The sequence below is a fragment of the Actinomadura sp. B10D3 genome (assembly GCF_039871695.1).
Taxonomy (GTDB): Bacteria; Actinomycetota; Actinomycetes; order Streptosporangiales; family Streptosporangiaceae; genus Spirillospora; species Spirillospora madurae.
Genome location: NZ_JBDPLY010000013.1, coordinates 44,844 through 64,684, shown reverse-complemented (window position 1 = coordinate 64,684; position 19,841 = coordinate 44,844). Strand labels below are relative to the sequence as shown.

At 72.8% G+C, this 19,841-nt stretch carries 21 protein-coding genes and 1 pseudogene; 8 read left to right on the top strand and 14 right to left on the bottom strand.

The genetic code is table 11. The features are described 5' to 3' along the window. Window positions 1-33: 33 nt before the first annotated feature. On the top strand, window positions 34-816 hold the full coding sequence (gene map, locus ABGB11_RS20465) for a type I methionyl aminopeptidase (protein WP_347635094.1): 783 nt from the start codon (window positions 34-36) through the stop codon (window positions 814-816). A 211-nt stretch (window positions 817-1,027) separates the two neighbouring features. Here the strand turns inward: map and ABGB11_RS20460 are convergent, their stop codons facing one another. The 3 genes and pseudogenes from ABGB11_RS20460 to ABGB11_RS20450 form a co-directional block, all read right to left on the bottom strand. Beyond that, entirely contained in the window at window positions 1,028-1,309 is a 282-nt protein-coding gene (locus ABGB11_RS20460; protein WP_347635426.1) for a hypothetical protein, read from the bottom strand. Between the two features lie 82 nt (window positions 1,310-1,391). After that, window positions 1,392-1,730, bottom strand: a pseudogene (locus tag ABGB11_RS20455) (NAD(P)H-binding protein); the annotation flags it as partial. 54 nt (window positions 1,731-1,784) lie between these two features. Further along, complete coding sequence (locus ABGB11_RS20450; protein ID WP_347635092.1) at window positions 1,785-2,660, bottom strand: alpha/beta hydrolase; 876 nt, start codon at window positions 2,658-2,660, stop codon at window positions 1,785-1,787. Between the two features lie 69 nt (window positions 2,661-2,729). Here ABGB11_RS20450 and ABGB11_RS20445 point away from each other — a divergent pair, with 69 nt between their 5' ends. Then, window positions 2,730-3,449 (top strand): glycerophosphodiester phosphodiesterase, encoded by a 720-nt coding sequence (locus ABGB11_RS20445; RefSeq protein ID WP_347635090.1) that lies wholly within the window; start codon window positions 2,730-2,732, stop codon window positions 3,447-3,449. 61 nt (window positions 3,450-3,510) lie between these two features. Here ABGB11_RS20445 and ABGB11_RS20440 read toward each other — a convergent pair whose 3' ends face one another. From ABGB11_RS20440 to ligD (ABGB11_RS20405), 8 genes are all read right to left on the bottom strand, one after another. Continuing rightward, window positions 3,511-4,947, bottom strand: a complete 1,437-nt coding sequence (locus ABGB11_RS20440) for a DEAD/DEAH box helicase (RefSeq protein ID WP_347635089.1) — start codon at window positions 4,945-4,947, stop codon at window positions 3,511-3,513. 524 nt (window positions 4,948-5,471) lie between these two features. After that, window positions 5,472-5,759, bottom strand: coding sequence for a hypothetical protein (locus tag ABGB11_RS20435; RefSeq protein ID WP_347635088.1), 288 nt, complete (start codon window positions 5,757-5,759; stop codon window positions 5,472-5,474). Between the two features lie 118 nt (window positions 5,760-5,877). Then, window positions 5,878-6,111 (bottom strand): DUF3107 domain-containing protein, encoded by a 234-nt coding sequence (locus ABGB11_RS20430; protein WP_347635086.1) that lies wholly within the window; start codon window positions 6,109-6,111, stop codon window positions 5,878-5,880. Window positions 6,112-6,260: 149 nt separating this feature from the next. Next, a complete protein-coding gene (locus ABGB11_RS20425; protein ID WP_021597924.1) occupies window positions 6,261-6,890 on the bottom strand; it encodes a TetR/AcrR family transcriptional regulator in 630 nt (209 codons plus the stop codon). A gap of 214 nt (window positions 6,891-7,104) precedes the next feature. Then, entirely contained in the window at window positions 7,105-7,290 is a 186-nt protein-coding gene (locus tag ABGB11_RS20420) for a hypothetical protein (RefSeq protein WP_347635083.1), read from the bottom strand. Window positions 7,291-7,310: 20 nt separating this feature from the next. Then, window positions 7,311-8,636 carry an NAD(P)/FAD-dependent oxidoreductase gene (locus ABGB11_RS20415; protein ID WP_347635081.1) on the bottom strand — a complete coding sequence of 442 codons (1,326 nt, stop codon included), beginning with the start codon at window positions 8,634-8,636 and terminating at the stop codon, window positions 7,311-7,313. Window positions 8,637-8,737: 101 nt separating this feature from the next. Then, complete coding sequence (gene ligD / locus ABGB11_RS20410; RefSeq protein ID WP_347635079.1) at window positions 8,738-9,646, bottom strand: non-homologous end-joining DNA ligase; 909 nt, start codon at window positions 9,644-9,646, stop codon at window positions 8,738-8,740. Then, the gene (ligD, locus tag ABGB11_RS20405) at window positions 9,636-10,604 is read right to left on the bottom strand and encodes a non-homologous end-joining DNA ligase (protein WP_347635076.1); all 969 of its coding nucleotides are present in this window, start codon (window positions 10,602-10,604) and stop codon (window positions 9,636-9,638) included. The genes ligD (ABGB11_RS20410) and ligD (ABGB11_RS20405) overlap by 11 nt, the downstream gene beginning before the upstream one ends. A 118-nt stretch (window positions 10,605-10,722) precedes the next feature. On the opposite strand from ligD (ABGB11_RS20405), the gene ABGB11_RS20400 reads away from it, so the two are divergent. After that, the gene (locus ABGB11_RS20400) at window positions 10,723-11,625 is read left to right on the top strand and encodes a Ku protein (protein WP_347635074.1); all 903 of its coding nucleotides are present in this window, start codon (window positions 10,723-10,725) and stop codon (window positions 11,623-11,625) included. Between the two features lie 40 nt (window positions 11,626-11,665). Here ABGB11_RS20400 and ABGB11_RS20395 read toward each other — a convergent pair whose 3' ends face one another. Together ABGB11_RS20395 and ABGB11_RS20390 are read right to left on the bottom strand one after the other, a co-directional pair. After that, a complete protein-coding gene (locus ABGB11_RS20395) occupies window positions 11,666-11,965 on the bottom strand; it encodes a hypothetical protein (protein ID WP_347635072.1) in 300 nt (99 codons plus the stop codon). A 201-nt stretch (window positions 11,966-12,166) separates the two neighbouring features. Beyond that, window positions 12,167-14,329, bottom strand: coding sequence for an MMPL family transporter (locus ABGB11_RS20390; protein WP_347635069.1), 2,163 nt, complete (start codon window positions 14,327-14,329; stop codon window positions 12,167-12,169). Window positions 14,330-14,501: 172 nt separating this feature from the next. On the opposite strand from ABGB11_RS20390, the gene ABGB11_RS20385 reads away from it, so the two are divergent. Beyond that, the gene (locus tag ABGB11_RS20385; RefSeq protein WP_347635067.1) at window positions 14,502-15,218 is read left to right on the top strand and encodes a TetR/AcrR family transcriptional regulator; all 717 of its coding nucleotides are present in this window, start codon (window positions 14,502-14,504) and stop codon (window positions 15,216-15,218) included. Between the two features lie 58 nt (window positions 15,219-15,276). Here ABGB11_RS20385 and moeZ read toward each other — a convergent pair whose 3' ends face one another. Beyond that, window positions 15,277-16,458: an adenylyltransferase/sulfurtransferase MoeZ gene (gene moeZ, locus ABGB11_RS20380; protein WP_347635065.1), complete on the bottom strand. Its 1,182-nt coding sequence runs from the start codon at window positions 16,456-16,458 to the stop codon at window positions 15,277-15,279. A gap of 221 nt (window positions 16,459-16,679) precedes the next feature. On the opposite strand from moeZ, the gene ABGB11_RS20375 reads away from it, so the two are divergent. The 4 genes from ABGB11_RS20375 to ABGB11_RS20360 all read left to right on the top strand — a co-directional run bounded on the left by ABGB11_RS20375 (window position 16,680) and on the right by ABGB11_RS20360 (window position 19,834). After that, window positions 16,680-16,871: a hypothetical protein gene (locus tag ABGB11_RS20375; protein ID WP_347635063.1), complete on the top strand. Its 192-nt coding sequence runs from the start codon at window positions 16,680-16,682 to the stop codon at window positions 16,869-16,871. A gap of 198 nt (window positions 16,872-17,069) precedes the next feature. Beyond that, window positions 17,070-17,972 carry a hypothetical protein gene (locus tag ABGB11_RS20370; RefSeq protein WP_347635060.1) on the top strand — a complete coding sequence of 301 codons (903 nt, stop codon included), beginning with the start codon at window positions 17,070-17,072 and terminating at the stop codon, window positions 17,970-17,972. Beyond that, window positions 17,966-19,339, top strand: coding sequence for a S8 family serine peptidase (locus tag ABGB11_RS20365; protein WP_347635058.1), 1,374 nt, complete (start codon window positions 17,966-17,968; stop codon window positions 19,337-19,339). The genes ABGB11_RS20370 and ABGB11_RS20365 overlap by 7 nt, the downstream gene beginning before the upstream one ends. Window positions 19,340-19,522: 183 nt before the next feature. After that, a complete protein-coding gene (locus tag ABGB11_RS20360; RefSeq protein ID WP_347635056.1) occupies window positions 19,523-19,834 on the top strand; it encodes an MGMT family protein in 312 nt (103 codons plus the stop codon). Window positions 19,835-19,841 lie beyond the last annotated feature (7 nt).

Below are 19,841 nucleotides of genomic sequence, written 5' to 3'. Positions count from 1 at the left end.
ATAGAAATACCAGCACTCCTACGTGAGGTACTCGTGATCGAACTGAAGACGCCCGCGGAGATCCAGCGGATGCACGTCGCCGGGCGTTTCGTCGCCGAGGTGCTCTCCGAGGTCTGCCGGCTCGCCGAGGTGGGCGTCAACCTGCTGGACCTGGAGCACCACGCGCGCGCCATGATCAAGCGTCGCGGGGCCGAGTCGTGCTACTGGGACTACGCGCCGTCCTTCGGCAACGGCCCGTTCCGCAACGTCATCTGCCTGTCGGTCAACGACGCCGTCCTGCACGGCCTGCCCCACGACTACGTGCTGCGGGACGGGGACGTCCTCAGCGCGGACCTCGCGCTCGGCATCGACGGCTGGGTGGCCGACTCGGCGTGCACGGTCGTCGTCGGGACCGCCGCCGAGGAGGACCTGCGGCTCATCCGCGCCACCGAGGAGGCGCTGGAGGCGGCGATCGAGAAGGCGCGCCCGGGCAACCGCCTGGGCGACATCTCGGCGGCGATCGAGGCGGTGGCCCGCGGCCACGGCTACCCGGTCAACGACGAGTTCGGCGGCCACGGCCTCGGCCGCACCATGCACGAGGGGCCGCACGTGTCGAACAAGGGCCGGGCAGGGCGCGGCCTCACGCTCCAGCCGGGCCTGACCCTCGCGCTCGAACCCTGGCTCGCCCGGACGACCGACCGGATCGTCTACGACCCCGACGGCTGGACGATCCGCTCGGCCGACGGCTCGCGCACGGCCCATTCCGAGCACACCGTGGCGATCACCGAGGACGGCCCCCTGGTGCTCACCCGGCGCGAGTCGGAACGCTCGCGATGACGGCCCGGGACGCCTGAGGGTCAGCCGCCCGCGGTCACGGCCTTGAGCTCGTCCAGGGACTCCCTGATGCGGTGGGGCAGGTCGCCCCGGCCTGGGCTGGCGGCCTACCCGGCCCGGACTCCTCGACGACCTCGACAAGGGGCACTACTTCCAGACCGGATGACCGGTCGCCGCGCCGCCCGCCACGTGCGGGCGGCGCGGTCGCCGGCGGTCAGCGGAAGTCGGAGGCGTGGTCCTCGGCCCACTGCCGGAACGTCCGGGCGGGGCGGCCGAGCAGCCGCGGCACGGTGTCGGTGACGCGCTCCGGCTCCTCTGCGAACCGCTCCCACGCCTTCAGCCGGGACTGGACGAACGCCGCGTCGCCCCACGCCGCCGTCAGCTCCTCGCGGGCGATGTCCGGCGGCAGGTCCTCCCAGCGCACGTCGCGCCCGATGACCTCGCCGATGACCCGGACCTGCTCCCGGTGGGTGATCGCCTCCGGGCCGGTGACCACGTGGGCGGAGCCGCGGTGGCCCGGCGAAGTCGATCGCCCGGACGAACGTCCAGTCCAGGCCGGACCTCCTGAGCAGGCGCTCGATCTCCTGGTGGAAGGACGTGGCGGTCTCCCCGTCCGCGAGGTCGGCCACGTCCGTGGACAGGTACACGACATGCCGGACGTGCCGCGCCAGAGCGTCCACGATGCGGGCGTCGACCGGCAGCGCGGGCCACATCAGGTAGACGCCGTCCACGCCCTGCGCCGCGCGCTCGACCGCCTCCGGGGAGGTCAGATCGCCCTGGACGGCCTCCACCCCGTCCGGCAGCGCGGCGCCGGCGGAGCGGACCAGCGCCCGGACGCCGTGCCCCGCCTCCGCCAGCGAGGCGGCGACATGCCGTCCCACGCGTCCCGTCGCTCCGGTCACCAGGAACTCGCTCATGCGCAGGACCCTAAGACCTCAACCGCACTTCAGGTCAAAGCGCGGTCGGGGCGGCTACTTCTGGGTGCGCTCGATGCCGGCCCACAGGTCCCGCAGGGCCGCGGCCGTCGTCTCGGGCGCCTCCCACGCGGGGGAATGGGCGGCGCTGGGGATGACCACCTTGGACGTGTTGAGCCGCTCCGCCATCGCGGCCTGCGCACGGGGATCCCAGACGTCGTCGTCCTCCCCGTAGAGGACGAGGGTGCGCAGGCCCGTGTCGGCGCAGTGCTTGGCCAGTTCGTCGACGCGGTCGGGGGCGGTGAGGATCTCGTCGGCCATGCAGGCGAGACCCTTCGGGGAGTTCCCGAGCGTCCGGGCCTTGAGGAAGGCGAGGATCTCCCGCTCGACGCCGTGCCCCGCGTAGTCGGGTTCGAGGGAGAGCGCCCAGATCTGCTCCAGGCCGAGCTCGGGGAGGGCGTCGCGCAGGGCGCGGGCCTTGGCGGCGGCCTGCCCCGTGACGGCGGACGGACCCGAGCTCATCAGCGTGAGCGACGCGGGGGACGCCCCGGCGAGGACGGCCTCCCGGCACACCAGCCCGCCGAAGGAGTGGCCCACCAGGTGGACCGGGTCGGGGCCGAGGGCCTCCAGGACGGCCGCGATGTCGGCGCCCAGGGCCGCGCGGGTGTAGGCGGACGGGTCGTCGGGCCCGATCGACTCGTACTGGCCGCGCATGTCGATCGCCACGATGCGGCGGCCGGACGCGGCGAGCGTCTGCAGGACGCCGAGGAAGTCCTCCTTGCTGCCCGTCAGGCCGGGGACGAGGAGGGCGGGCCAGCGTTCGGCGACGCCCGAGCCGGGGAGCGCCTCCAGGGCGGCGAAGGGACCGCGGGAGGTCTCGGCGGTCGTCCGGCGAACACCGGGGGGCAGGCTCACGAACCGGGGCGTACTCACGGGTGTCCACCATAGTCAATGGTCGTGGGCGGGCTTCGGTGAAAAATCTCCGGTGGTAGCGTCACCAGCGTGCATCCCACGCCTGCCATCTCCGCGCACCGCCGTGACGAGGCGGGTCTGACGGGGCTCGGCGAGGCCGCGGCGTCCGGTGCCGAGTACGTCGAGATCGACATCCGGCGGACGGGCGACGGACGGCTCGTCGTCCACCACGACCCCCACGTCGGCGGTATCCGGCTGAACCGGCTCACCTACGACCGGGTCCAGGAGCTCGCGGTCCGGCCCGTGCCGCTGGTCGGCGACGCCATCAAGATCATCGCAGGCCGGGCACGGGGGCATCTCGACCTCAAGGAGCGCGGCTGCGAGCACGAGACCGTCGCGCTCGCCCTGGAGGCGTTCGGGACGGAGAACTTCGTGGTGACCACCGGCGAGGTGACGTCCCTCGTGGAGATCAAGCGGAGCTTCCCCGAGGTCCGGACGGCGCTGTCGGTGGGGCGCAACCTGTGGGAGCGCGGCGCCGCGCACGACTTCGCGCCGCTGCGCCTGGTCCGCCGGGCGGGCGCCGACATGGTCGCGCTGAACCACCGGCTCGCCCGCGTGGGCGTGCTCCGCCAGTGCGGGCGCGCCGGGATCCCGGCCATGATCTGGACGGTGAACGCCGAGCCGGTGATGCGGCGCTTCCTGCGCGACCCCCGCGTCGCCGTGCTCATCACCGACCGTCCGCGGACGGCCCTGCGGCTGCGGGACCAGGGAACGCGGCGGGGCCGGGGAACACCGCAACCGCGAGACTGAGCGGGGAGTCTCGCGGCTGCTCGTTCGCGGACGGCCGGGCGGCCCGGTCGGGCCGGCCCGGTCAGGCGGTCTGGGACGCCTCGGCGGTCTCAGCGGCGGGCGCCGCCGGCTTGCCGGCGCGGGTGCGGCGCCGGGTGCGGCTGCGCTTGCGTTCGGTGGCGACCGCGTCGACGACGGTGCCGTCGGCGCCGGTCTCGGCCTCCGCGGCGGCCGTCTCCACCGGCTTGCCCCCCCGGGTGCGGGTCCGGCCGCGCTTGCGGCGGCGCGGCCGGGGGTGTTCCCGGTCGTGGTCGCGGTCGCGGTCGTTGCTGCGGACCTTGCCGGTTTCGCCGATGTCCTCCAGCTCCTCGGCGTCCAGCCCGGCGCGGCCGTTGCGCTTGTCGGTGGGCAGCGTCCCCTTCGTGCCCTCGGGGATGCCGAGCGCCCCGAAGAAGTGCGGGGACGTGGAGTAGGTCTCCTCCGGGGCCGCGAACGGCAGGTCCAGCGTGCTGTTGATCAGCTTCCACCGGGTGAGGTCGGACCAGTCGACCAGCGTGACGGCGACGCCCTTCTTGCCCGCGCGGGCCGTCCGGCCGATGCGGTGCACGTAGGTGTCGGCGCTGTCGGGGCACTCGTAGTTGACGACGTGGGTGACGTCGTCGACGTCGAGGCCGCGGGCCGCCACGTCGGTGGCCACCAGCACGCCGATCTTGCCGTTGCGGAACGCGCGCAGCGCCCGCTCCCGCTGGCTCTGCCCGAGGTCGCCGTGCACGGCGGCGGCGTCGAAGCCGCGCTGCGCGAGGTCGGCGGCCACCCGGTCGCAGGCCCGCTTGGTCTGGCAGAAGACCATGGTCAGCCCGCGGCCCTCCGCCTGCAGCAGGCGCGCCAGCATCTCCGGCTTGTCCATCTGGTGGGCCTGGAAGACGTGCTGGACGACCTGCGGCGTCGCGTCGGACTCCTGGTGCGACTCGGCCCGGACGTTGGTCGGGCGGGTCAGGTACCGGCGCGACAGCGCGACGATCTCGCCCGGCATCGTCGCCGAGAACAGCATCGTCTGCCGCTGTGCCGGGATCCGCTCGATGATCCGCTCGATGTCGGGCAGGAACCCGAGGTCGAGCATGCGGTCCGCCTCGTCCAGCACCAGGATGCCGATCTTGGACAGGTCGAGGTGCTTCTGCTTGACGAGGTCGAGGAGGCGGCCGGGGGTGCCGACGACGACGTCGACGCCCTCGCGGAGCGCGTCGATCTGCGGCTCGTACGCGCGCCCGCCGTAGACGGACAGGACGCGGGTGCCGAGCTTGCCGCCGGCGACGAGCAGGTCGTCGGTGACCTGGAGGGCCAGTTCGCGGGTCGGGGCGACCACGAGCGCCCGCGGCTCGCGGCCGCCGTGCTCGATGCGCTGCAGCAGCGAGACGCCGAACGCGAGGGTCTTGCCGGTGCCCGTGCGGGCCTGGCCGATGATGTCGTGCCCGCCGAGCGCGATCGGCAGGGCGAGCTCCTGGATGGGGAACGCCTCCACGATGCCTTCGGCTTCGAGGGCGTCTGCTATCTCGGGGACGACCCCGAGTTCACGAAAGGTAGTCAGGGCTTTCAGCCTCCAATATGCGGGGTCTCCGCTCCCGGGTGCGGCGCGGCTCGCCGGCGGGACTTCGCCGTCGCCGACGTGTCCGCCGTTCCTGTGGCCGCGCGCTCGCGCGGGAGGGACCAGCCGTTGATCAAAATGTCTCGGCGACCGCAGTCAGGGGTTGAGAGCAGTCACTCGCTGTGGCTGCGTGCGGTCACACTCCGCCACACAGTGTACCGACCGTTGATTCCATACACCAATAGCCGATCACTGGACCCAACGTTTCCACGGTTTCCTGTATTCCCGCCCCGCTCCGCCAGGCCATATCCGCCGCGGTCCGGCTCGGCGGCGGGCCGCGTCCGCCGGCCCGGCGGCGCGGCCACATCCGGACACATTCCGGCGCCCGCGCCGCTCGTCCCCGGCACGCGGAAGCCCCCGCCCGCAGGTGGCGAGGGCTTCCGCGCCGGGGTGCTCCTGGGTCAGAACGAGCGGCGGCGGGTGCGCCAGCCGGAGCGCCGGCCCCGGCCGCGGTCGTTCAGCGCGGTGAGCGCGGCGACGCCGAGCGCGGCGATGAGCACCGCGAACACGATCGCGATGATCGTGCCGGCGCCGAGCGCGTCCGCGATGACCCCGCCGAGGATGGAGCCGGCGATCCCGACCAGGATCGTCAGCAGGATGCCGATCGGGTTCCGGCCCGGCACGATCAGCCGGGCGAGGGCCCCGATCACGGCACCGACGACGATGAACCAGAGGATCGTCGTGAGCATGTCGATCATCCATTCTGTTTCCGTGGGCCTGGGCGGCCCGTGGTCGCAGATCGGTATGCCCGTCATGCCGGATTGAAACAAAATCCCGGTCAAGTCCGTTCGAAACCGGGTCAACGCGTCAGGTGTACTGGGTGCCGAACCCCACGCTGCGCTGCTCGTCCTCGGAGATCTCCAGGTAGCCGACCCGCGCGGCGGGGACGACGATCCGCCCGGCGCGGCGGTCCTTCAGTACCAGCACGCCGTCCGAGGCGGAGAGCGCCTCCCGCAGCGCGTCCTGCACCTCGTCGGCCGACAGCGCGGTGTCGACCACGAGTTCCTTCGGCACATTCTGGACCCCGATGCGAACCTGCACGCGATGCTCCCGTCGTCCGGCACGTCCCGCCGACCTCCGGCGGGCCCGTCTCCGATGGTCGCACGGAGATCGCCGGACGCGCGGCCACCGCGTTGTGCCGAGGGTGAACTCCCGCGCGCGGGCGCACCCCGGCGGTCGCGGGCGGCGGATCAGCCCTGGTCGGACGTGCGGGGGAAGCCGGAGATCCCGCGCCAGGCCAGCCGGGCGATGATCTTCTCGGCGGTGTCCTTGGGGATCGCCCGGTGCTGGGACAGCCAGAAGCGCGCGCTGACCTCGGCCATGCCGACCAGGCCCATGCCGAGAAGGTGCGCCTCCTCGGCCGGGGCGTTGGTGTCCTCGGCGATGACCTGGGCGATCATCTCGGCGCACTGCTGGTTGGCGCGGTCGACGCGGGCCCGGACGGGCGCCACGTTGCGCAGGTCGGACTCGAAGACCAGCCGGTACGCCTCGCCGTCGCCGGCCACGAAGTCGTAGAAGGCCTGCATGCTCGCCTGCACGCGGAGCTTGTTGTCCGTGGTGGCCTCCAGCGCCTCACGGACGATTTTCACGAGGGCCTCGGCGTGCTCGTCCAGCAGGGCCAGGTACAGCTCCAGCTTGCCCGGGAAGTGCTGGTAGAGCACGGGTTTGCTGACGCCCGCACGCTCGGCGATCTCATCCATCGCCGCAGCGTGGTACCCCTGCGCGACGAACACCTCCTGCGCCGCGCCGAGCAACTGCTTGCGGCGCGCCAGTCGCGGCAGCCTTGTGCCACGGGGGCGGGCGTCCGGGGTCGCGGTCACCACACTCTCCGATCACCGATCATCGCGGCGGATCGGGGGTCGTCCGCCGCGGGTAGACAATCTCAACATCCTACGCGTGGGTAACTCCGTTGGTCACGGGCGAAGCCCGCCGTCGTTCCTTCGCGCAGGTCAGTGTATTCCCGCGGAGGCCCGGGACGGTGTCGCCCCGGCCCTCCGCGCGTACCGTGCCGCCGGTGACCCGGGCCGACCCGGGTCACCGGTAGTCGTCCTCGTCCAGCCGAACCTCGATCAGCTGCTCCGCCGCGTCGGCCTCGTTGGCGTCGTCGGGCAGCGGCCCGGGTTCGGCGCGTTCGTCCTCGTCGAGCACCGCCCGCTGTTCGACCGCGTCGGCCTCGTTCGCCTCGACGGGCGGCTGCTCCAGGTCGTCGATCTCACTCATCGGGCGCCCTCCTCGGTGGCTCAGGACCGGCCGGCCAGCTCCCGCAGCGGCGCCTCGACCGACTCGCCGTACGTCGGGAACGCGTGGACGACGTCGGCGAGCAGGCGCAGCGGCGTCTCCGCGCGGATGGCCAGCGCGATCTCGCTCATCCACTCCTCGGCGTAGAGTCCGGCCGCGGCGGCGCCGACCAGCAGCCCGCGCGAGCGGTCGGCGTACAGCTCGACCCGGCCGCGTTCGTCGGCCTCGACCGCCGCTCGTGCCGTCGCGGCGAGGTCGTACCCGGCGGTGAGCAGGTCTATGCCGAGTTCGTCCGCCTGCCTGGGAGAGATTCCCACCGAGTAGACGGTCGGCGTGGTGTAGACGACGCGGGGGATCGCGCGGTAGTCGGCCTCGCGGCGGTGCCCGAGCAGGTTCGACAGCGCCACCTGCGCCTGGTAGCGGGCGGCGTGCGCGGTGCGCGCGATACCGGTGACGTCGCCGGCCGCCCACACACCCCCCGAATCGGACGTCACCTGGCACGTCTCGTCCACCGGGATGCCCTCGCCGGGCGTGACGGCGATCCCGAGCTTCTCCAGCCCGAGCCCCTCCACGCGCGGCCTGCGGCCGGCGGCGACGAGGATGCGGTCGGCGTCGAGCGTCCCGCCGTCCGACAGCCACAGCCGGAGCCCGACGTCCTTGCGCTCGACGTTGCCGATGTCGGCGCCGAGGCGCAGGTCGACGCCCATCCGGCGCAGCGCGTCGGCCAGCACCTCCCCGGCGAACGGCGCCTCCGCGGTGAGCAGCCGGCCGGACGACTCGACGAGCGCGACCTGCGACCCGAACGCCGCGTACACCTGCGCCAGCTCGCAGCCGACCGGGCCGCCGCCGAGGATCACCAGCCGGCGCGGGAGGTCGGGGACCGAGAGCGCCTCGCCGCTCGTCCACAGCGGGACGTCGGCGAGGCCCTCGACGGGCGGGATCACCGGCTCGCTGCCGGTGCAGACCACGAGGTCGCCGAAGCCGTGCACGACACCCTCCACCTCGACCCGGCCGGGTTCGAGGACCCGGCCCCGGCCGCGCAGCACGGTCACGCCGTCCTCGGCCATCCGCGCCACGGCCGGGTCGTCGCGGCGGCGCCCGGTCAGCGCGTCCCGGCGGGCGACGGCCATCTCCCAGGTCTCGCCGCGCCGCGCCGACTTCAGCAGCGACTTGGACGGGACGCACGCGAAGTACGGCGACTCCCCGCCGACGAGGCGGCTCTCGACCAGCGCGACGTCCCGGCCCGCACGGGCGAGACCGCTCGCGACCAGCTCTCCGGCGGTCCCTCCGCCCAGCACCACGGCGTCGTAATGGTGGTTCTGCGACAACTGCTCTTCCTTCCGCCCCGCGTGGTGTCCCCGGACCATGGTGGCGGATGCCGGTCCCGGAGCGTGCCGGTTCGAACACATAGGGCACGCGAAATCCCGGATCAGGGCAGCGGGCGGTGGTCCTCCAGCAGCGGTTCGAGGAGGTCGCCGTGCTTCTCCAGCCGGGACAGGACGTCGTCGGGCCCGAACACCAGGTCGGTGGCGTCCTCGCACGACTCCAGCTCGTCCCAGGTGATCGGGGTGGAGACCGACGGGCGGCTCGCCGCGCGCAGCGAGTAGGGGGCGACGGTCGTCTTCGCCGGGTTGTTCTGGCTCCAGTCGACGAAGACCTTGCCCTTGCGCAGCCGCTTCTCCATCTTCGCCACGACGAGCCTCGGATGCTCCTCGGCGAGGCGCTGCGCGGCGGCCTTGGCGTACTCCGACGTCCGCTCGGCCTCCTTGGGCTCCTCGACGGGCACGTAGAGGTGCAGGCCCTTCTTCCCGCTCGTCTTCGGGTAGGAGTCCAGGCCGTCCTCGGCGAGCACGTCCCGGAGCAGGCGGGCGACCTCGCAGGCCTCCACGATCGTGGCGGGCGGGCCGGGGTCCAGGTCGAAGACGACGAGGTCGGGGGCGTGCACCTTGCCGCGCGGGCCGACCTTCCACTGCGGGACGTGCAGCTCCAGCGCGGCGAGGTTCGCGCACCAGACGAGCGTGGGCAGGTCGTCGACGACGACGAAGTCGAGCGTGTCGCGGCCCGTCGAGCTGCCGGGCGTGGGGATCGTGGCCGTCCGCACCCAGTCCGGGGTGTGGGAGGGGGCGTTCTTCTCGAAGAACTTGCCGCCGTCCACGCCGTCCGGCCAGCGGATCCGGGTGGCGGCGCGGTCCTTCAGGTGGGGGAGTATCGCCGGCGCCACCCGGACGTAGTAGTCGATGACCTCGCCCTTGGTGAACTCGGGGTAGAGGTTCTTGTCGAGGTTGGACAGGGAGAGCTGCCGCCCGTCGACCTCGACGGCGGTCCTCTTACTGCTCACTCGTGACCTCCAGGGGGTCCTTGTCGTCACGCAGGCCCCGCCAGGACGGGAAACGGAGGCGGCCGTCCCGGGTGCGGGCGCTGTACGCGACCTCCCCGACGAGGTGCGGTTCAACCCACTGGGCGTCGCGCGCGAACTCGCGCGGCACCGGCTCGTCGTACGGGCTGGTCGGGCGCCGCAGCGGCCACAGCGTCTCGTACAGGTCGTCCAGCGCGCGGTCGGTGAAGCCCGTGCCGACGTGGCCGACGAAGCCGAGCAGGCCCTTGAGGTCGTACTCGCCGAGCAGCAGCGAGCCGACGCCGCCTTCGCGCCGTCCCTTGCCGGGCTTCCAGCCGCAGACGATGACCTCGCGCGTCATGAAGTTCTTCACCTTGCGCCAGAAGTCGACGCGGCGGCCCGGACGGTACGGGGAGTCGAGGCGCTTGGCGAGCACGCCCTCCAGTTCCTGCTCGCGGGTGAAGTCGAGCAGCTCGCCGACCTGCGTCCTGTCGCCGCCGTGCAGGTACGGGGGCACCTCCACCGGGCCGCTGCCGGCCAGGTCGAGCTCGGCCAGCAGCGAGCGCCGGTCGGCGTAGGGCACGTCGAACAGCAGGCCGCCGTCCAGGTACAGCAGGTCGAAGACCACGTAGCGGACGGGGACCTCGCGGATCAGGCGGGGGTCGGGCCGGGGCACGTGCATCCGGCGCTGCAGGCGCTCGAAGCTGGGCCGCCCCTGCTCGAAGGCGACGACCTCGCCGTCCAGCACCACGTCGTGGTCCGGCAGCAGGTCGGCGAGGGCCGACAGCTCGGGGTAGCGGCCGGTCACCTCCGTCCCGCGCCGCCCGGTGGCCCGGACGCCGTCGGCGGACACGTGCGCCAGGACGCGGACGCCGTCCCATTTCAACTCCAGACCCCACCGCACGCCGTCGGAGGGGAGGTCACCGGTGGACGCCATCATCGGCTCAACGGGCCACGGCATGGTCATAACGGCGTCTTACCCGGTCCCGCACCGCAGAAAAGGATCAAGAGCTCGTTCTGGCGCAAATCGAACGGGGTTGCGACGCTAGGGGCGGGAACGTGCTGGGTAAGGACGGATCATGCGCAGTATCTGGAAGGGCGCGATCTCCTTCGGTCTGGTGACCATTCCGGTGAAGCTCTACTCGGCGACCGAGCAGCGGGACGTCGCCTTCCACCAGGTGCACCGGGAGGACGGGGGGCGCATCAAGTACAAGCGGGTGTGCACGGTCGACGGCGAGGAGGTCCCGTACTCCGACATCGCCAAGGGCTACGAGCTGCCGAGCGGCGAGATGGTCATCCTCACCGACGAGGACTTCGCCGACCTGCCGCTGTCGTCCAGCCGCCGGATCGACGTCCTGCAGTTCGTGGAGAACGACGAGGTCGACCCGATCTACTTCGCGAAGTCGTACTACCTGGAGCCCGACCAGCAGGGCGCCAAGCCGTACGTGCTGCTGCGGGACGCGCTGGAGAGCTCCGGCCAGGTCGCGATCGTCAAGGTCGCGCTGCGGCAGCGCGAATCCCTCGCGACGCTGCGGGTCCGCGAGGGCATCTTCGTGCTGGAGACCATGCTGTGGCCGGACGAGGTCCGCACGCCCGACTTCCCCTTCCTGGACGAGGACATCGAGATCCGCAAGCAGGAACTGTCGATGGCGACGTCGCTGATCGAGTCGATGGAGGGGGAGTTCGACCCGTCGGAGTACAAGGACGCCTACCGGGAGGCCCTCCAGGCCGTGATCGACGCGAAGATCGAGGGCAAGGAGGTCGCCCGGCCGGCCGAGGAGGGCGAGGAGGAGCCCGCCGCCGACCTGCTCAGCGCGCTGCGCGCCAGCGTCGAGGCGGCCAAGAAGAGCCGCGGCGAGAAGGACGGCAAGGCGTCGTCCGGCAAGGGGACGTCCGCGAAGAAGCCCGCGGCGCGCAAGTCGCCGTCGAAGTCCGGCACGAAGAAGGAGCCGGCGAAGACCCGCGGCCGCAAGTCGGCGTGACCCGGAGCGGGACGCCTGTCGGTTGTCGCGGGATGCCCTGTCAGTTGTCGCGGGACGCGAGGACGCGTCCGAGCGCGGCGGCGGCCCCGAACGGGTCGGTGCACGGCGCGATCTTCTCGCCCCAGCCGTAGAAGTAGGCCCAGCCGTCCCCGGACTCCTCCCGGACGGCGATGACGTGCTCGTGCAGGGCCCGCATCCGCGGGTTGACGACGATGGCCGTGGGCCGGCGGTCCTCGGGCGCGGCGACCTCGACGGTCCAGCCGTCGGCGCGCAGGACGTCGGTCAGGCGTTCCAGGTGCCCGAGCGCCGTCTCGGCATCGGTGATCACCTGTGCGGACATGGTGCCTCCAAGGAACATCCCCATGGCGGGTGGTGTGTGGGGTCCGCCGGGCGGGGGCCGTCGCGGTAGTCGTCACGCGAGGGCGCGGCCGGTGGAACGGGATTCAGTCTTCCGCCGGGTGACGGGGACCACAAGCGGTTTCGACGCATTGGTGGCCGGCACTTTCCGTGCCGGCCACCAACACTTGGCGATCCCGGGAGGTCAGCCCACGGGCTCCAGTTCCGGCCGGGCCGGGGCGGGGGAGTCGCCCTCCTTGATCCCGTACCGGCCGTAGAGGCGGGCGAGCGGGCCGGGCGCCCACCAGTTCGCGCGGCCGAGCAGCCGCATGGTCGCCGGGACGAGCAGCGCCCGGACGATCGTCGCGTCCATCAGGATCGCGATGGCCATCCCGACGCCGGTCATCTTGATGAACGTGATGCCGGACGTCGCGAACGCGCCGATCACGACGATGAACAGCAGCGCCGCGCTGGTGATGATGGCGCCGGTGCGCTGCACGCCGGACGCGACGGCCGCGGTGTTGGACCCGGTCAGGTCGTACTGCTCGCGGACCCGCGACAGCAGGAACACCTCGTAGTCCATCGAGATCCCGAACAGCATGGCCAGCATCAGGATCGGCATCGCGGGCGCGATCGAGCCGGTGGCGGTGAAGCCGAGGGCGTCGGACAGGTGGCCGTCCTGGAAGATCAGGACGACCGCGCCGAACGTCGCCGACAGCGACAGCATGTTCATCAGGATGGCCTTCAGCGGCAGCAGCACCGACCCGAACGCCAGGAAGAGCAGGATGAACGTGGCGCCGCCGACGACCACCGCGAGCCACGGCAGCGTCGAGCCGAGGCTGTCGAGCTGGTCGACCACGTCCGCGGTGACGCCGCCGACGTAGGCCTGCGCGCCGTCCGGCGGGGGCACGTCCCGCACCTGCTGGACGAGGTCGCGCGCGGCGCCGGAGTTGGGGTCGGCCTCGTAGCGCAGCGCGATCCGCGTCGTCGTCCCATCCGAGCCGGTCACCGTCGCGCCGGTGACGCCGGGCACCGCGTCCAGGCGGGCGCCGTAGGCCTGGATCGCCGCCTGGTCGGACGTCCCGGTCACCACGGCCTCGATCGGGCTGGTGGAGTTGCGGGCGAAGCCGGTCTCCAGCGTCTCGGACACGACCCGCGCCTCGGTGCCGTCCGGCAGCACCTTGGCGTCCACGCCGCCCCAGTTGATGCGCAGGAACGGGGCGCCGAGCGCGAGCAGCAGCGCCACGGTCGCGACCACGTAGATCACCGGACGGCGCATCACGCTGCGGGCGACGCGTCCCCACCAGCCGTCGAACCGGCTCTCGGCGGCCCGCCGGCGGCGCCGCACGGGCAGCGCGTTCACCTTCGGGCCGAGGACGGCCAGCAGGGCGGGCAGCACGGTCAGCGCGCCGACCATGCAGACGAACACGGTGGCGATGCCGCCGTAGCCCATCGAGACCAGGAAGTTCTGGTCGAACAGCAGCAGCCCGGACAGCGACACCGCGACGGTGACGCCGGAGACGGCGACGGTGCGCCCGGCGGTGGCCATGGTGGCGGCCAGCGCGTCCGGGCCGGTGGCGCCGTCCCGGCCGATCTCCTCGCGGAACCGGCTCACCATGAACAGCCCGTAGTCGATCGCGAGGCCGAGGCCGAGGAACGTGGTGATGTTCACCGCGAAGATCGACACGTCCGTCACGTAGGTGAGCGCGTGCAGGGCGGTGAACGAGCCGAGGATGGCCAGCCCGCCGACCAGCAGCGGCAGGCTCGCCGACACCAGCCCGCCGAAGATCAGCACCAGCAGCACCAGCAGGATCGGCATGGCCATGCCCTCGGCCCGGCCGATGTCGGCCGAGACGCGCTCGTTGATCGCGACCTCGGTGCCGATCGCGCCGCCGACCTTGGCGGTCAGGCCGCCGCCGGCCCGGTCCAGGTCGTCGGCGATCGCGTCGTAGGAGTCCTGCCGGGCGGCCGGGTCGGAGCCGGCGAGCTGCAGGACGGCGTAGGTGGCGGTGCGGTCGCCGCTGACGAACTGCGGCGCCCCGGTCGTCCAGTAGGTGCTGGCGCGGGCGACCTTGTCCGAGGGCAGGGCGCCGAGCGCCTTCTCGACCGCGGCCCGGTACGCCGGGTCGTCCACCGTCGTCTTCCCCTCGTAGAGGATCACGACGTCCGCCGCGTCCCGGCCGAGGTCGCGTTCGGCGATCTGCGCCGCCTTCGCGCTCTCGCTGCCGGGCGTGTCGAAGCCGCCGGACGAGGACAGCGCGCCGAAGACGCCCGTCCCCCACACTCCCGCGAAGACCAGGGCCGCCGCCGCGACCGCGAGGACCCAGCGGCGGCGCCGGTGGACCCACCTTCCCCAACGTTCGAACATGACCCGTTCCCCTGCCCTGTTACATCCTGTTACATCGACTAATCTTCGTGAACGCTGTAAACTGCGAACGATGTTAACTTCGCATACAGTGTTAGCTTCCGTCAAGGGTGTTTCTGAGGAATCATGCGAAGGTGGCCGGGCACGGCCGCAGAGCAGGGAAAGAGGCGGCTCAGTGGAATCGCGACGTGACCGGATGCGCGCGGCGACGGTCAGGGAGATCTCCGAGACCGCCCGGCGGATCCTCGTCGAGGAGGGCGCCGAGGCGGTGACGCTGCGGGCCATCGCCCGCGAGATGGGCATGACCGCGCCGGCCCTCTACCGGTACTTCGGCAGCCACAGCGAGCTGCTCCGGCATCTGGTCGGCGATCTGTTCAGCGAGCTGACCGGCGAGCTGCACGCGGTGATGAAGGACGTGCCGCACGACGACATGAGCCTCAAGGTCCTGACGGTCTCCCGCCAGTTCCGCGCCTGGTCCCTGGCCCATCCCCGCGAGTACGCGCTGCTCTTCGGGGCGCCCGTGCGCGGTGCCGGCCACCAGGAGGAGACCGACTTCGCCGAGGAGTGCGCCCGCCGCTTCGGCTGGACGTTCATGGCCCTGTTCCTGGAGCTGTGGAACAAGTGCCCGTTCCCGGTCCCGGACGACGACGAGATCGACCCCGCGCTGCGCGACCAGCTCCGTCGCTACCGCGACGACGTCCTCGGCGTGGACCTGCCGCTCGGCGTGATCCAGCAGTTCCTCAAGTGCTGGGTCAGGCTCCAGGGCAGCGTCAGCCTGGAGGTCTTCGGGCATCTGGAGTTCGCCCTGGAAGACGCCGAGCCCATGTTCGAGCTCATGCTCACCGAGATGGGCCCCGAGATCGGCGTGACCTACACCCCGCCCCCGAAGTGAAGGCGGCCGCGACGACGAAGGGCCCCGGAATCCGGGGCCCTTCGGGGGTGGAGCGGGATCAGTAGGTGGGCTGGCTCGGGTCGATCTGGTTGACCCATGCCAGGATGCCGCCGCCGACGTGGACGGCGTCGCCGAAGCCGGCGCTCTTCACCACGGCGAGCGCCTCGGCGGACCGGACGCCCGACTTGCAGTGCAGGACGATCTTCTTGTCCTGCGGGAGGCGCTCCAGCGCGGAGCCGTTCAGGAACTCGCCCTTCGGGATCAGCGTCGCGCCCGGGATCGAGACGATCTCGTACTCGTTGGGCTCGCGGACGTCGACGAGGAAGATGTCCTCGTCACGGTCCTGCATGCTCTTGAGGTCCTGCACGGAGATCGTGGAGTCCTTCGCCGCCTCGCTGGCCTCCTCGGAGACCGCGCCGCAGAAGGCCTCGTAGTCCTCCAGCAGTTCGGTCTGCGTCGGGTTCTTGCCGCACAGCGGGCACTCGGGGTCCTTGCGGACCTTGACCGACCGGTACGCCATCTCCAGCGCGTCGTAGATCATCAGGCGGCCGACGAGCGGCTCGCCGATGCCGGTCAGCAGCTTGATGGCCTCGTTCACCTGGATGGAGCCGATGGACGCGCACAGGACGCCGAGCACCCCGCCCTCCGCGCAGGACGGCACCATGCCGGGCGGCGGCGGCTCGGGGTAGAGGCAGCGGTAGCAGGGGCCGTGCTCGGCCCAGAAGACGGACGCCTGCCCGTCGAACCGGTAGATCGACCCCCACACGTACGGCTTGCCGAGCAGCACCGCCGCGTCGTTCACCATGTAGCGCGTCGCGAAGTTGTCGGTGCCGTCGACGATGAGGTCGTACCCGGCGAAGATGTCCATGATGTTGTCGCGGTCGAGCGCGGTGTCGTGCACGACCACGTCGATCAGCGGGTTGATCTCGCGGACGGTCTCGGCGGCCGACTCCACCTTCGGCTTCCCGAGGGAGGACTGCCGGTGGATGATCTGGCGCTGCAGGTTGGACTCGTCCACGACGTCGAAGTCGATGACGCCGAGCGTGCCCACGCCGGCCGCGGCCAGGTAGAGCAGGGCGGGGGAGCCGAGGCCGCCCGCGCCGACGACCAGGACCTTGGCGTTCTTGAGGCGCTTCTGCCCGGCCATGCCCACGTCGGGGATGATCAGGTGCCGCGAGTAGCGGTTGACCTCGTCGCGGGTGAGCTCGGGGGCGGGCTCGACCAGAGGTGGCAACGACACGGTGGATGCTCCTGTGCTGACGCTGGCGTTACTGAGGGCGGGACGACGTCGTCCTCACCCGCACAACCTTGCCATGTGCCCCCGCATTCCCGGTGGCCCGCCCCGCCGGGTTCGCCCATGTCACAGCGCACACCGGAATGGATCGCCCCTGAAAGGGCACCGTCCGGGAGCGCAGGGCCGGCGGTGGGAGCCGGCCCGCTCGTGATGAGGAGTGACGGGCCATGGGGCTTTTCGAGCGTCTCACGCGGGGCCGGACGGGCCGCCGCGCGGCGGGGAGGCGGCGCGCGCCGAGCCTGCGGGAGCGGCGGGCGCGGCTGCGGACGGAGCGGGCGGAGGCCAAGCTGCTGGAGACCGAGGCCCTGATCCACCAGGAGGCGGACCGGATCCGCCGCTCCCCCCGAACGTCCGCCTGACGCGCGAAACCGCCGCCGCAAAGGCGTGGCTGACGGGGCCGCAAAGGCGTGGCCCACGGGGCCGCAAGGGCGTGGCGGAGGGGGCCGTTACCTGGATGACAGGCGGAATATCGCGATGCGCCGTTAATCTTGACTGTTGTGGCATTCCTGCCCCCTTCTCAGCAGCCGCCTCCGCCGCGGCCCCCGCAGCGGCCCGGCATGCCCGCGTACCCCGGCGCGCCCGGCGCCGGCCCTCCGCCGGGCGGCGCCTACGGCGGTCCCCACGGCCCTCCCGCCGGCCCGCAGGGCGGCCCCCAAGGCGGCCCGCCACGGCCGACGGGCCCGCCGCCGCGCCCGGCGGGCACGGCCGGCCGGCCGACGGTGCTGGGCCTGAACGGGCGCCAGTGGATGATCGTGGCGCTGGTCGTCGGCTGCTGCTACCTGGTCACCACCGGGGTGTCCCTCACCGGGGCGTGGACGACCCTCAACCGCGACCCCACGGCCGCCGAGCTGCGGATCGCGGCCGACAAGGAGGTCGCGCGCCGCTGGCGGGCCTGGCCCGCGCGGCGCGTCTTCCCGCAGAAGATCAGCTACCGCCCGCCGGGCAACCGCGTCGAGTACGCCTCCAGGACCGGAATCGTCCCCGACACCGGCTGCGCCCAGGCGGTCGACGAGGAGATCGCGAGGACGGTCGCGAAGCACGGCTGCCGGGCCATCCTGCGCGCCACCTACGTCGACCAGCTCCAGGGGATCGTGGTCACCGTGGGCGTGGTGGCGTTCCCCGACCCGTGGAAGGCCGACCGGGCCTACAAGGAGCTGCCCGGCTCGCAGGGCCCCGACGGGTCCGGCTCGGTGCGGCCCGCGCTGCACGCCGCCGCCTTCCCGGGCACGGCGTCCGCCCGGTTCACCGACAAGGCCAGGCAGGACCGCACGATCGACCGCGGCGGCCCGTACGTGGTCCTGACGACGTCCGGCCAGGCCGACGGGCGTCCCGCGTCCGCCGTCACCAAGCGCCGGCCGGGCGAGCCGTTCGCGCCGGCCCCGCAGATCGGCAACGCGATCGCGCGGACGATGGCGGCCAAGGCGCTGCCCGACTGCGACCGGCCGGAGTGGCGATGCTGACGCGGGCGCGGCGGCGCGGCGCGGCGGCCGGCGTGGGCGCGGCGATGCTGGCCGGGAGCTGGCTGATGCCCGTCCAGGCGCACGCGGACGAGGTCCGGGACCGCCAGCAGCCGATCTTCGGCCTCCTCGGCATGGACGCCGCCTGGAAGGTCACCAGGGGCGCCGGCGTGACCGTCGCGGTCGTCGACTCCGGCGTCGACCCGGAGCAGGCGGACCTGCGCGGCAAGGTCACCACGGGACCCAACATGCTCGCCGAGGTCGACGCCGGGACGCAGCCCAAGCGGCTGCACGGCACGGGGATGGCCTCGCTGATCGCCGGCCAGGGCCACGGCCCCGGCGGCGGCGACGGCGTCATGGGGATGGCGCCGCAGGCCCGCATCCTCGCGATCCGCGCGATCGGCGAGAAGGAGGACGCCAGCTACATCCGCTACCGGACGTCGGAGAAGGCCGACGAGGCGGTCGCCCGCGGCATCCGCTACGCCGCCGACCACGGCGCCGACGTCATCAACCTGTCGCTGGGCAAGGACGAGGAGGTGCCGGCGGAGCGCGAGGCCATCGGCTACGCGATCGGCAAGGGCGTCGTCGTGGTCTCCGCGGTCGGCAACGACGGCGAGGACCCGGGCTCCCTGGACGGCGACGGGTTCGCGCCGTACTCCTACCCGGCGTCCTACCCGGGCGTCATCGCGGTCGCGGCGACGGCGCCGGGGCACAGCCGCGCGCCGTTCTCCAACCGGAACTACTCGGTGCTGCTGTCCGCGCCCGGCGCGGGCCTGCCCGTCGCGGGGCCGGGCGGGAAGTACTTCGTCAGCAGCGGCACCAGCGACTCCAGCGCGCTCGTGTCCGGCATCGCCGCGCTGATCCGCTCGAAGCACCCGAAGATGGCGCCCGCGCTGGTGTCCCAGGCGCTGTTGCAGAGCGCCAAGGGCGGCTCCTCGGGCGGCTACGACCCGGAGATCGGGTTCGGCGAGGTGCACGCCGCCCGCGCGCTGTCGGCGGCGGACTCGCTGGCCTCGGCGCAGCCCGGCCCCGCGCGGGCCAAGCCCGCCGAGAAGCGGTTCGGCGCGGAGGACCCCGGCCCGGTGGAGGTCATCGAGCGGCCCGTGTGGGTCCGCCCGGTGATCATGGTGCTGCTGGTGCTCGGCATCGGCGGGACGGTCGCCGCGGCCGGGATCGCGATCACGTTCCGCCGCCGCCACCCGAAGCTCGCGGCGGGACCCGCTCCCGGCGGGCCCCCGATGGGCGCCCCCGCCCCGGCCGGGCCGCCGATGGGCGGGCACCCGGCCGGGCCTCCCGCGGGCAGGCCGCCGATGGGCGGACCGCCGCCGGGCGGCGGTCGGCCGGTCGGGCCGCCGGGCTCCCCGACCTGACCCCGGGTGGGCTGCGTCCCGCAGCGTGTCGCGCGCCGGGATCCCCGCTCCCGATTTCGCAGGTCGTGCACCGTTCGGGCGGACGGGTCTTCGCCTACCTGCCGATCTGCGCGCTCGCGGTGTCCGGCCTGGCGGGCGCCGCGGTGTACCTGCGCGGTGGGCCGGGTTCGGGAGAATGATCGGATGTGGTCCGAACCTGACGAGTACGCCGAGGCCGTGCTGGACGCGGTGGAGCGGATCCCGCCGGGCCGCGTCCTGTCCTACGGCGACGTGGCCGAGCTGGTGGGGCGGGGCGGGCCGCGGCAGGTCGGGCGGGTGATGTCGCTGTACGGGGGCGCCGTCCCGTGGTGGCGGGTGATCCGCGCGGACGGCAACCCGCCGAGCGGCCTGGAGGTCGAGGCGCACGAGAACTACCGCGCCGAGGGGACGCCCCTGCGCCCGGACGGCCGCCGCGTCGACATGGGCCGCGCCCGGTGGACGGGTCCCGCGACCTGACGCCGGG